This is a genomic window from Pseudoalteromonas atlantica, from assembly GCA_007988745.1.
GTDB classification, from domain to species: Bacteria; Pseudomonadota; Gammaproteobacteria; order Enterobacterales; family Alteromonadaceae; genus Pseudoalteromonas; species Pseudoalteromonas atlantica.
Window position 1 is genome coordinate 1 of record BJUT01000006.1, and the last position, 12,211, is coordinate 12,211.

Annotated in this window: 13 protein-coding genes; 11 read left to right on the plus strand and 2 right to left on the minus strand. The window is 41.6% G+C overall.

Translation table 11 applies throughout. The annotated features are described in order from the left end of the window. The first annotated feature begins 84 nt into the window (after window positions 1-84). The 5 genes from PAT01_RS04575 to PAT01_RS04595 all read left to right on the plus strand — a co-directional run bounded on the left by PAT01_RS04575 (window position 85) and on the right by PAT01_RS04595 (window position 6,172). On the plus strand, window positions 85-771 hold the full coding sequence (locus PAT01_RS04575; protein ID WP_029773351.1) for a tRNA-uridine aminocarboxypropyltransferase: 687 nt from the start codon (window positions 85-87) through the stop codon (window positions 769-771). Between the two features lie 775 nt (window positions 772-1,546). Then, entirely contained in the window at window positions 1,547-2,551 is a 1,005-nt protein-coding gene (locus PAT01_RS04580; RefSeq protein WP_029773350.1) for a Fe(3+) ABC transporter substrate-binding protein, read from the plus strand. Continuing rightward, window positions 2,551-4,182, plus strand: coding sequence for an ABC transporter permease (locus PAT01_RS04585; RefSeq protein WP_154944956.1), 1,632 nt, complete (start codon window positions 2,551-2,553; stop codon window positions 4,180-4,182). The genes PAT01_RS04580 and PAT01_RS04585 overlap by 1 nt, the downstream gene beginning before the upstream one ends. Continuing rightward, on the plus strand, window positions 4,183-5,229 hold the full coding sequence (locus PAT01_RS04590; protein WP_154944958.1) for an ABC transporter ATP-binding protein: 1,047 nt from the start codon (window positions 4,183-4,185) through the stop codon (window positions 5,227-5,229). A 43-nt stretch (window positions 5,230-5,272) separates the two neighbouring features. After that, a complete protein-coding gene (locus PAT01_RS04595) occupies window positions 5,273-6,172 on the plus strand; it encodes a Dyp-type peroxidase (RefSeq protein ID WP_154944960.1) in 900 nt (299 codons plus the stop codon). On the opposite strand, the gene argR is transcribed toward PAT01_RS04595, so the two are convergent. Next, complete coding sequence (gene argR, locus PAT01_RS04600; protein ID WP_154944962.1) at window positions 6,169-6,636, minus strand: transcriptional regulator ArgR; 468 nt, start codon at window positions 6,634-6,636, stop codon at window positions 6,169-6,171. The genes PAT01_RS04595 and argR overlap by 4 nt on opposite strands. Before the next feature lie 225 nt (window positions 6,637-6,861). Here argR and mdh point away from each other — a divergent pair, with 225 nt between their 5' ends. After that, window positions 6,862-7,794, plus strand: coding sequence for a malate dehydrogenase (mdh, locus tag PAT01_RS04610; protein WP_004587919.1), 933 nt, complete (start codon window positions 6,862-6,864; stop codon window positions 7,792-7,794). Between the two features lie 95 nt (window positions 7,795-7,889). On the opposite strand, the gene ispB is transcribed toward mdh, so the two are convergent. After that, window positions 7,890-8,861 (minus strand): octaprenyl diphosphate synthase, encoded by a 972-nt coding sequence (gene ispB, locus PAT01_RS04615; protein ID WP_154944965.1) that lies wholly within the window; start codon window positions 8,859-8,861, stop codon window positions 7,890-7,892. Window positions 8,862-9,282: 421 nt separating this feature from the next. Between ispB and rplU the strand changes: the two genes are divergently transcribed. The 5 genes from rplU (at window position 9,283) to PAT01_RS04640 (ending at window position 12,176) form a co-directional block, all read left to right on the plus strand. Next, window positions 9,283-9,594 carry a 50S ribosomal protein L21 gene (rplU, locus tag PAT01_RS04620; RefSeq protein WP_004587921.1) on the plus strand — a complete coding sequence of 104 codons (312 nt, stop codon included), beginning with the start codon at window positions 9,283-9,285 and terminating at the stop codon, window positions 9,592-9,594. Window positions 9,595-9,610: 16 nt separating this feature from the next. Continuing rightward, a complete protein-coding gene (rpmA, locus tag PAT01_RS04625) occupies window positions 9,611-9,868 on the plus strand; it encodes a 50S ribosomal protein L27 (protein ID WP_004587922.1) in 258 nt (85 codons plus the stop codon). Between the two features lie 136 nt (window positions 9,869-10,004). Beyond that, window positions 10,005-11,156 carry an Obg family GTPase CgtA gene (gene cgtA / locus PAT01_RS04630; RefSeq protein ID WP_004587923.1) on the plus strand — a complete coding sequence of 384 codons (1,152 nt, stop codon included), beginning with the start codon at window positions 10,005-10,007 and terminating at the stop codon, window positions 11,154-11,156. Between the two features lie 72 nt (window positions 11,157-11,228). Continuing rightward, on the plus strand, window positions 11,229-11,720 hold the full coding sequence (gene folA / locus PAT01_RS04635; RefSeq protein WP_055252694.1) for a type 3 dihydrofolate reductase: 492 nt from the start codon (window positions 11,229-11,231) through the stop codon (window positions 11,718-11,720). Between the two features lie 78 nt (window positions 11,721-11,798). Beyond that, on the plus strand, window positions 11,799-12,176 hold the full coding sequence (locus tag PAT01_RS04640) for a DUF3718 domain-containing protein (RefSeq protein WP_004587925.1): 378 nt from the start codon (window positions 11,799-11,801) through the stop codon (window positions 12,174-12,176). Window positions 12,177-12,211 lie beyond the last annotated feature (35 nt).

Genomic DNA, 12,211 nt, shown 5'->3' on the forward strand with positions numbered 1-12,211 from the left:
CAGAACAGATAGCTGATAGCTGATATCTATTCCCTTTTATTTTAGCTACAATACGCGCCGAACAAATTTTAGGTAATAGCCCTCTTGAAAAATCCCCAACATAACTCAGTATTAGTTTTGCGTGCTCAGCAAATTAGCGAATCGCGTCGCGAATTTAATGCCCGTGGCGGCAAAATGGATCGCTGTGAGCAGTGTTTAATTGCTAAGCATTACTGTATATGTGAGGGTGTAGAACAGGCGCAGTGCGATGCTGGCGTGTGTTTATTAATGTATCATAATGAAAGCTTTAAACCGTCAAACACAGGGCGTTTAATTGCTGAAATAGTCCCTGACAACTATGCATTTAGATGGGACAGAACAGAGCCAAGCGCTGAGCTATTAGCTTTATTAAACAACGCTGATTATCAACCTATGGTGATATTTCCAGCTGAAGATGTAGAGCCGGGCAGGGCAACCACCGAAGTAAACATTGAACCTGGCAAAAAGCCATTATTTATATTTTTAGATGGCACCTGGCGCGAAGCTAAAAAAATGATCCGCAAAAGCCCGTACCTAGATAACCTACCGGTGTTGTCGATCACAGCTGATAAATTATCAGATTACCGTTTACGCGTTGCACCTCACGCATACCAGTTAGGCACTGCTGAGGTAGGCATTATGGTGTTAGCGCTCGCAGGTGAGCAAGATGCCGCCTTAAAACTTGAACAGCACTTTATAAAATTTCGTGATGCGTACTTACTTGGTAAGCGAAATAAGGGCAGGCCACAGTAACTTAATTTTAGGCAAAGAAAAGCGCGCTCTATCTCTAGGCGCGCTTGCGGAATCTTCTAATTTTGCATCCTGCAATTGAACTTAATCAACTCCAATTTTTACTTATCCATGTGATTACGATATTACTTTTTAGTTCTATGTAATTTAGGCTATCCGGGCCTATCTCCTTTAAATCCCTGTACATCCTGTAGTGGTAAAAACTATTACCTATTCCTTTTGGCACATCCTAGTGCAGTCCATTAATTTACAATTCCATTGTGTTGCCTCAAGGGCCTGTCCATTTAATTCCTATCACATCCTGTTAAACAACTATCCGCTGTTGTTATCCTTGCTGTATCGTCCTGATACGTTCCTTTGTGCAACAATCCATTGCGATACTCATCCTGAGCCTGTCCTAATTTCCGTGTTGTCCGTAGTAACCTAATCATTGGTTGTTCGAGTAAGCAGTCCATTTCCTTTTACTCGATAAGCATCACTGCTTGGTTGATGTAGTATTTGTAGCGTGCTGGTGCAACTAAAATAGGTTAAAACGGCTATGGATTTACTTATAAAAAATGAGTATTTATAACAAATCAAATAAAAACAAGTGTTTAGGTTGGTTTTTCTGGGTTGTTATAGGTTTTTTTACTCATTAGCTGTCAGCTCTGTAAGAGATGTCTTACGCGGTATTTCCCTTTTGGTCATTAATTACTTATTTACATTTATGTAAAGAGTGTATATTTTCACTTATCACGATAAAATCCCCTGTAAATAATTACTATTTAGGTAAATTGATATGAGAACTGCACTGGCTATACTTACTTGTATTATTAGCGCTTCGCCTGCGTTTGCGAGCGATGTTGTTAATATTTACTCTTTTCGTCAACCGTTTTTAATTCAACCTATTTTAACTGACTTCACTAAGCAAACAGGCATTAAAACGAATGTGGTTTTTGCAAAAAAAGGGTTAATAGAGCGTGTTAAGCGTGAAGGGAAACACAGTAAAGCCGATTTAGTATTAACATCTAATTTTAGTGCGCTTATTCAGCTAGAAGATCTCAATTTAACGCAAAGTATTAAAAGTGATCGCATTAAAAACAATATTCCTGCGTCGTATAGAGATAGCGACGGGCAGTGGGTGGCATTAACTAAGCGGGTTCGTAATGTGTATTCATCAAAAGAGCGCCTAGGTGCATTACCTGAACTCACCTATGAAGATTTGGCTAACCCACAGTACAAAGGACAAATTTGTACACGCTCTGGCAAGCACCCTTATAACCTTGGCTTAGTTGCTTCGATGATTGCTCATCACGGCGAGGAAAAAACTAAAACATGGTTAGAAGGTGTTAAAGCTAATTTAGCACGTAAGCCACAAGGGAACGATCGCGCGCAGGTAAAAGCGGTAAAAGAAGGTTTGTGTAATCTTGCTTTAGGTAATAGTTACTACCTTGGCAAAATGCTTCAAGACGACGAGCAAAAAGCGTGGGCTGAGTCTGTTTATATTAATTTTCCTAATCAGCAAAATCGCGGCTCACACATAAATGTTTCGGGTGCTGTCATTACTAAATATGCAAAAAACCCTGATAATGCCCTTAAGCTTATTGAGTTTATGAGCGAAACCAAAGCACAAAATATGTATGCCTCTGTAAATATGGAGTACCCGGTTAAGCAAGGCGTTGAGCTATCAAGTTTAGTCGCCTCTTGGGGAAGCTTTAAAGAAGATGGCCTAGCACTTGATGAGATCAGTAAATATCGTCCGTTAGCCCTTAAGCTAATAGATGAGGTGAAGTTCGACCTTTAATGAATTTTATATTTAAGCTGTCTAAATGGCAGCTCTTTGCTTGGTCGACAGGGCTTTTATTGTCGGCCCCGCTGTTTTTTCTGATATATGAATCTTTACAAGGCGACTCAGAGGTATTTTCTCATCTGTGGGATACCGTGCTGTGGGATTATATTACTAATACCGTACTGCTTATTTTTGGCGTATGCCTGCTTAGCTGTGCAATTGCGCTTCCGCTTGGTTGGCTCAGTGCGTATTGCTCCTTCCCCGGAAAAAAGCAATTTGAATGGGCGCTTATGCTGCCCCTTGCAATGCCCACCTATTTAATAGCCTATGTGTATACCGATTTGCTAGATTACGCAGGCCCTGTGCAAATAGCCCTAAGAGAGTGGTTTGATTGGCACTCGCCAACGGATTATTGGTTTTTTGATATTCGCACTTTGCCCGGCGCTATTGTAATGATTGCACTTGTGCTGTATCCGTATTTATTTTTAATTTTTAAAACCGCACTGCGAGAGCAGTCATTTAAGCTAGTGCAAGCTAGTCAATTAATGGGTTTATCGCCTTGGCAAAGCTTTTTTAAGGTAAGTATAGTACTTTCTCGTGGCTCAATTGTGGCAGCCCTTGCGCTCATAAGCATGGAAACCATGGCCGACTATGCAACGGTAAGTTACTTTGCAGTGAGCACCTTAACCACCGCGGTGTACGATACATGGTTTGGTTATTACTCACTCACGGCTGCAGCGAAAATATCGGGCGTTATGTTGTTACTACTGTTTTTAGCTTTAATGGCCGAGCGCTTTAGTCGGCGTAACCAAGCCGTGTTTGAGCGTCAATCAGGTGTTAATAGCGAGTCGTTATACAAACTTAAAGGTAAACAAGCATGGCTGGCTACGTCATTTTGCAGTGTTATTTTGCTCATTGCTTTTATTATACCTATGTTGGTATTGCTAAATTATGCAATAACTTACTTTGATAAAGCGTGGAACACGGCATTTTTTAGTTACGCGTGGCAAAGTTTACAAGTAGCTATTATTGTAAGCGTAGCCAGCATAATACTCGCTACACTAATCGTTTTTTATCAGCGTGTGGCAAAGCAAGGCTATTCTTTAATACCTGGTCGCTTAGCGAGCACCGGCTATGCACTGCCAGGTACGGTACTGGCTATTGCTGTGTTATTACCGCTGAGCGCATTAGAAAACTCAATAAATGCAGCCCTTGAGAGCTACAACCTAGATATAGGTCTATTACTAACCGGCAGCATTATCACTATTATACTGGCTTACTTAGTGCGCTTTTATGCCATTGCGCACGGTGCTATAGAATCGAGCTTTGTACGTATTAGTCCATCACTGGATATGGCTAGCCAATCTATGGGTAAAAGCCAAGGGCAAACACTGCGCTTAGTGCACCTTCCTTTATTACGACGAGGTCTTTTAACAGCTGCATTGCTCGTATTTATTGAGTGTATGAAAGAGCTGCCAGCCGCATTACTATTAAGGCCTTTTGACTTTGAAAGTTTAGCCACACATGTATTTCAATATGTGAGCGATGAGCAGCTTGAGCTTGCTTCTATTTCCGCTTTATTTATTGTTTTGGTTGGGTTGATCCCCTTGTATTTTATTAATCGTTCTATGGAGCAACGCAGTTAAATGAGCCGTTTAAATTTACAAGGTGTGGGTTATCACTACAGTGGCACGCATGTGCTACACAATTTAGATTTAACGGTGGGTCAAGACGAAATTGTGTGTTTGCTCGGAGCCAGCGGCTGCGGTAAAACAACCACCTTAAAAGCAATTGCTGGCCTTATTGAAATAAATGAAGGTAGTGTATTTATAGATGGCAAATGTGTAAGCGACAAGCATACATTTGTATCACCAGAGCATCGTAATATAGGGATGATGTTTCAAGATTATGCCCTGTTTCCGCACCTCAGTGTGGCAGATAATATTGCGTTTGGGCTGGGTAAAGTAAGCAAAGCGCAAAAACAGCAACGGGTAGAGGAAATGCTAGAGCTAGTGCATTTAACGGGGTGTGCAAAACGCTACCCTCATCAGCTCTCGGGCGGCCAGCAGCAACGCGTGGCTATTGCGCGGGCTTTGGCTTATAAGCCTAGCTTATTGCTTCTTGATGAGCCTTTTTCGAACATAGATACACAAGTACGTTTTGAGTTAATTGCTGATATTAGGCGCATTATTAAAGCGCAGCAGGTTTCTGCGGTATTTGTTAGCCACTCAAAAGAAGAAGCCTTTGCGTTTTCAGACACGCTAGCCATTATGCACCAAGGAAAAATAGCCCAACAAGGTACACCAGAGCAGCTTTTTGCCGTGCCAAAGACAAAGGAGGTTGCAGAGTTTCTGGGTCAGGGCATATACTTAGGCGCAGAAGTGTTAACGGCAACTGAATACACAACGCCTTTTGGTGTCGTGCAATCGCAGCATGAGCATACGCACAGTGCAATAAAAGGGGTGGTGTATATTCGTCCACACCATATTGAGCTTGCGCAAAATACGCAGGCCGATAACCCTCAAGGTGTGAGCATTTTAAGCCGTCGGTTTATAGGCTCGGCTTATGTTTACACTGTTGTAATTGCAGAGCAAGAGATTGAAGTTGCCGCACAATATGGCCAGTCATTTGAAATAAATGAGCAGGTTATAATAAAAATAAAACCTCACACGGTGAATTTTTTCGAATCATAACAAATGTGTTATTCGCTGTGTTTTATAAAGCTAAGGAATAACAATGGCGCAAGCGCAATCTGGGATTTGTGCTGAAGCAAACTTACACGGTTTGCATTTATTTTTTAATGTATTTGATGGTCAAGACGAGTCATTGCGCGCAAAGCTTAAGCGCGTAAGCGCAATTGAAGAAGAGTTTAGTGATCAGTTCTCCGAAGCCATGCTCTCTTGCATGGTGGCTATAGGCGCGCAATATTGGCCGCATATACTACCTGAATATATCCCAAGCGAGCTGCAAAGCTTTCCTAATATAAATCACAGTGATTTTGTTATGCGCGTACAGCCATGTGATTTATTCATACAAATTCGCTCAGACCGAGAAGATGTTAATCACCTTTTTGCATTGCAAATATTAAAGTTGTTTTCGCCCGATGTAGAGCTAGTTGAACAAATTCGCAATTTTAGGTTTTTAGATGGGCGAGACTTTAACGGCTTTATTTATGCAGGCGACACCCCACATGGACGCCAAAAACGATTCACGGCACTGGTTAATAACCCCGACAGCTTTGAACACCAAGGCAGCTATATTCATGTACAGCGTTATAAACATGACCTGAGCGTATGGCAGCATTTATCACTAAGCGAGCAAGAGCATATTATGGGCCGCACGCGTTTAGATAACACTTTAATTGAGCCTAAGGTAGATACGAGCCACGCGACTAGAAGTGAGCTAAAAGATGAAAGCGGCCAAGCTATACTGCTTAACCAAAGCATGCCGTATGGCGATGTTTACGAGCAAGGCATGCTAAGTATTACATGCTCTGCATCGGGAAGTGCGTTTGAAAAGGTACTTAACAGCCGCATAGGAAAAGGGGGGTGTTACGACCACTGGCTTGATTTTACTCAAGCCGATATGGGCTCAGCGTTTTTTGCGCCGTCAGTTAGTTTTTTAAAACAGCTTTAAACCGTATCAAATAAAGTGCGTACGCGCTCTAGTGTAATGTCTATTTCAGATATTTTTGCTGGGGCAATAAAAATAGTGTCATCTCCGGCAATTGTGCCCAATACACCATCCGCTTTGCCTAGTGAGTCTAATAAGCGGGCAATTAACTGCGCAGCGCCTGGGCTGGTGGTTATAATAATCATCATTTCGTTATGCATAATATCAATAACAAGCTGACGTAGTGGGCTTTTAGCAGTCGGTACGCCCATTTCTGCGGGTAGGCAATAAACCATTTCTTGTTTAGCATTACGAGTACGCACAGCGCCAAACTTGCTAAGCATGCGCGACACCTTACTTTGGCTTATATTGTCAAAGCCTTGCTCTTTTAATGCTTCGACTATTTCGCCTTGCGAGCCAAAGTTCTCTTCTTTTAAAAGTGCTTTAAACGCTTTTACCAGCGCTTCTTGTTTGTCTTGTGGTTGCATAGTCTTTATTCATTTTTGTTATTTATAATGCAAATTCTACACAAAAATGAATAATTATGCAGCAGTTGTTTAGTTAACTTGCCAGTTTGCTGCGATAAACCAACAAAGTTTACAACTATGGTCGAAAATATACCTGAAATAAGCAGGATAAATTTGTTTTTAGTCGCTAATTTCATTATCTTAAGAGCCACAAATATTTCCTACCTCAAATTACGGAGAATTCCAATGAAAGTTGCTGTATTAGGTGCTGCAGGCGGTATCGGTCAAGCGTTGTCTTTATTATTAAAAACAGGCTTACCAGCTGGTTCTGAATTATCACTTTACGATGTTGCACCAGTTGTACCAGGTGTTGCGGTTGACCTATCTCACATCCCTACAGATGTTAAAGTAGCAGGTTTTGGCGCAGACGATTTAAATAAAGCGCTTGAAGGGTGTGATATCGTACTTATCCCAGCGGGTATGCCACGTAAACCAGGTATGGACCGTGCGGATTTATTTAACGTAAACGCAGGTATCATCAAAACATTAGCAGAAGGCATTGTAGCTAGCTGTCCTAAAGCGTTAGTGGGTGTTATCACTAACCCAGTAAACGGCACTGTACCAATTGTTGCTGAAGTATTCAAAAAAGCAGGTACTTACGACGCTAAGCGCGTATTTGGTATCACTACGCTTGACGTAATTCGTTCAGAAGCATTTGTTGCTGAGCTTAAAGGCGTAGACGTAGCAACCGTTAAAGTACCAGTAATTGGTGGCCACTCAGGCACAACCATTCTACCTCTACTTTCTCAAGTTGAAGGCGTAAGCTTCACTGAAGAAGAAGTAGCTACACTTACTCCACGTATCCAAAATGCAGGTACTGAAGTAGTAAATGCTAAAGCGGGCGGTGGTTCAGCTACATTATCTATGGGTGCTGCTGCAGCACGTTTTTGTATGTCTTTAGTTAAAGGCCTACAAGGTGAAGACGTAGTAGATTACGCATACGTTGCTGTTGAAAATGGCGATGCAGAGTACTTTGCTCACCCAGTACGTTTAGGCACAAACGGCGTAGAAGAAATTCTTTCTTACGGCGAGCTAAGCGCATTTGAAGAAAAAGCTAAAAACGACATGCTTGAAACTCTGAAAAAAGACATCAAAGAAGGTGTTGATTTCATGGCGTAATAGCCAAGTTATGCACAAAAAAGCCTGCTTATGCAGGCTTTTTTATTGCTCGAAAATTATGGCCCTTAAATACTAATTTAAGGGAGGCTGCAAAGTTAGTGATCTCGCTCTACAGCTATACGCGCTAAGCTGATTAACGCTTGCTTGTACTGCGACTCTGCTAAAAAGTCTAAACAGGCAATGGCCTTGTCTGCTTCTTGCTGCGCCTTTTGCATTGTAAATTCAAGTGCGTTGGTTTGTTTAAGTGCCGTTAAAATAGCCTCAAGGTTATCCATACCATTGCAATGCTCAATGGCATCACGAATAAGGGCTCTTTGCTGATCACTGCCGTGCTTCATCGCATATATTAGCGGCAAGGTCGGCTTACCTTCTGCTAAATCATCACCAATATTTTTACCTAATTGGTCAGCGTCTGCGTTGTAATCAAGTACGTCATCAACTAACTGAAAAGCAGTACCTAAATGCATACCATATAAATTAAGCGCATCTAACACACTGTTATCTTGCTCGGTAATAATAGCTGCAAGCCCTGTAGCGGCTTCAAATAATTTAGCCGTTTTAGAGTAAATAACCTGCATGTAACTTGCTTCGGTGGTATTAGGGTCGTTGCAATTCATAAGTTGCAATACTTCACCCTCAGCAATCACGTTGGTGGCATCAGCAAGCACTTGCATAATTTGCATTTTGCCCAGCCCCACCATAAGTTGAAACGAGCGGGTGTAAATAAAATCCCCAACCAGCACGCTGGCAGCATTACCAAATTCGGCATTTGCAGTCGGTGTACCACGGCGCAGGTTAGATTCATCAACAACATCATCATGTAATAGTGTTGCAGTATGAATAAATTCAACAATCGTTGCCAAAGTAATGTGATTTTTACCTTGGTAACCCAAAGCTCTTGCTGCCAATATTGCCAGCATCGGGCGTACGCGTTTGCCGCCGCTGTTAACGATGTACAAACCAAGTTGATTGACTAACGCCACATCTGAGCGCATTTGCGCGTGTATAAGTTGATTGACGTCATTCATATCGCTTTCGATTAACGCCTGGATAGCTTTTATATCCATTGATCTCCGAGCCAATTTTTATGTGTGAACGGCGCCGATTGTACAACAAAAAAAGCACTAGCTCGATATTTTGTGACGATTCATTAAAAAAACCGAGTTAAAAACCTTAATTAGCGCTTAATTAGGGTATTTAATTGTATATTTCACACTCAAAGCGCGACTATTTATTGCGCAGTCAATGGGTTCTGGAGTAGGCATAGCGACACGTAAATTTATTTTGTCTTTGCACTAAAAAGCGCTTGGCAACAGGGCAATTTAATATAAAATGGGGGAAATATTGAATTGCTCTCAATGCAGCTACTTTTTATTCATTTTAATTACAAAATAGGCTTGCTAGTTTTTATGCATTAGCGTAAACTTCGCGCCCTATCGAAGAATATTTTAGTTGCGTCGATTTGAGGGCGCACAGACGGAGTTAATTATGTACGCGGTTTTCCAAAGTGGTGGTAAACAGCATCGTGTGACTGAAGGTCAAACGATTCGTCTTGAAAAATTAGACGTTGAAACTGGTGCAGCAGTTGAATTTGATTCAGTACTTTTAGTTGCTGATGGTGAGAAAATCGAGATCGGTGTACCGTTCGTAAACGGTGGTAAAGTAACAGCTGAGGTTGTTTCACATGGTCGCGGTGAGAAGATTAAGGTTGTTAAATTTAGACGCCGTAAGCATTCTCGTAAGCAAATGGGCCATCGTCAATGGTTCACTGAAGTTAAAATCACTGGCATTAGCGCTTAATTAGAGGTACTTAGAAATGGCACATAAAAAAGCAGCTGGTAGTACTCGTAACGGTCGCGATTCAGAAAGCAAACGCCTAGGTGTTAAGCGTTTTGGTGGCGAATCAGTTCTAGCGGGTAGTATCATTGTTCGTCAACGTGGTACTCGTTTCCACGCTGGCGCAAACGTAGGTATCGGTAAAGACCACACTATCTTCGCAAAAGCAGATGGTAAAGTTCAATTTGAACAAAAAGGTCCTTTAAACCGTAAATACGTAACTATCGTAGCTGAGTAATCAGTAAGGTAGTAAAAAACCCCGCCTTTGCGGGGTTTTTTGTTTTCAGAAACGTCAAATATATACCCAAGCCTGCATTTACGTTGGCTTGGGTATATAATAGTTAAATTAAAGCCAATCCCTAAAGTGAGTAATCATGAAGTTTGTAGATGAAGTAGAAATTCGCGCAGAAGCTGGTGACGGCGGCAGCGGTGTCGTGTCTTTCCGTCGAGAAAAATATGTACCAGACGGTGGCCCGGACGGCGGTGACGGTGGAGACGGTGGTAGTGTTTATCTACAAGCTGATGAAAACTTAAATACCCTAATTGATTACCAGTTTGAGCGTTTTCACCGTGCCGAGCGTGGTACTAATGGTCAAAGCCGTAACTGTACAGGTAAAAAGGGCGAAGACTTGGTAGTAAAAGTACCTGTGGGTACACGTATTACCGACGTTGACACTCAAGAGGCGTTAGGCGATTTAACGCAGCATGGTCAAAAAATTGTGGTTGCAAAAGGTGGTTTCCATGGCTTGGGGAATGCACGTTTTAAATCAAGTACTAACCGTGCTCCACGTCAAAAAACGTTAGGTACTCCAGGTGAAGTTCGTAACCTTAAATTAGAGCTTATGCTACTTGCCGATGTAGGCCTATTAGGGTTGCCAAATGCAGGTAAATCAACGTTTATTCGCAGTGTATCGGCAGCAAAGCCAAAAGTAGCTGATTACCCGTTTACCACGCTAATTCCTAATTTAGGGGTTGTGCGCCCAGAGGCTAACAAATCGTTTGTAATAGCCGATATTCCGGGCTTAATTGAAGGTGCCTCAGACGGTGCTGGCTTAGGTATTCGCTTTTTGAAGCATTTAGAGCGTTGTCGTGTATTGTTACACGTGATTGATGTTATGCCTGTTGATGGTTCAAACCCTGTTGATAATGCATTTGCCATTATTAACGAGTTACACCAATACAGCCCTAAGCTTGCTGAAAAGCCACGCTGGTTAGTGTTTAATAAAATAGACTTATTACCAGAAGATGAAGCGCAAGCTTTGTGTGAGCAAATTGCGCAAGAGCTAGGTGAAGAAGAAAACGTTTACCGTATTTCAGCAGTTAATAAGCTTAATACTCAGCCATTAATTCACGATATTATGGCATTACTTGATAGCATGCCTAAAGAGAAGTTCGTTGAGATTGAAGACGAAGAAGTTGAGTTCAAGTGGGATACTTATCATCAAAAAGCAACCAAAGGCGATGATGATGATTGGGACGACTGGGATGAAGACGACTACGATGTAGAAGTGGTCTACGAGCGTTAATAAAAAACATATTTTAAAAAGGAGCATAAGCTCCTTTTTTATTTTTTAAGAATAAAGTACTAGGTATTTGATGTGATAATTTCAATGATCGCCGCAATGGCAAACAACCGTGTAATTGGTCTTGATAATAAAATGCCGTGGCATTTACCCGCCGATCTACAGCATTTCAAAAAGGTAACAACAGGCAAACCTGTCGTTATGGGGCGTAAAACATTTGAATCGATAGGTCGTCCTTTACCTGGGCGTCGCAACATAATTATTACCCGTAATAGCCAGTATAGCGCTCAAGGTATTGAGACGGTCACCACCCCAGAGGCTGCGCTAGAGCTGGTTAAAGCCGAAGAAGAGGTGATGATAATTGGCGGTGGTAATATTTATCAGCAGTTTTTACCAAGTGCCGATCGTTTATATTTAACCTTTATAGATTTAGAGGTTGAAGGGGATACGCAGTTTCCCGATTACCAAGCGGTAGCAACGTGGAAAAACGTCGACGAACAGGCAAATAAACCCGACGAAAAGAATCAATATAGTTATAAATTCGTAACTTTATATAAAAAAGATTAACATTATTGCGAAACTTACAGCAGGTTGGTACAATATTAGACAATCAACATAGGTAAAAAGTACCATAAAGGGTGTTTCATGTTTAAATTGTCAAAGCTAATTGTTATTACAGCCGTTGCTGCTGGTTCGTTAATGTATACCGTGCCTGCTAAAGCCAATGATCAATTAGCAGTATCTATTTGTGAATATATCGCAGCTGATGATAAAAACCGTTTACGTAGTAAACTAAAAAGCTCACGTGTAAAAATTCGCAATATTTACGATGCTATTCAATGTAATGGTAATAATTTACTTCGCCATGCTGTAGTTAGTAACGCTGTTGACTCGGGCGAGTACATAGTTAAAAACTTATCAAAAAGCGCACTGTCTGATGGCGCTGATATAGCATGGGCTGAAGGCAATGGCCACGGTGGCTCACCGTTAATTGCTGTAATTAAAGACCGTGCTGGCCTTTAATTAACACAATAAAATAAAAACCGCGCGGGTCGCGG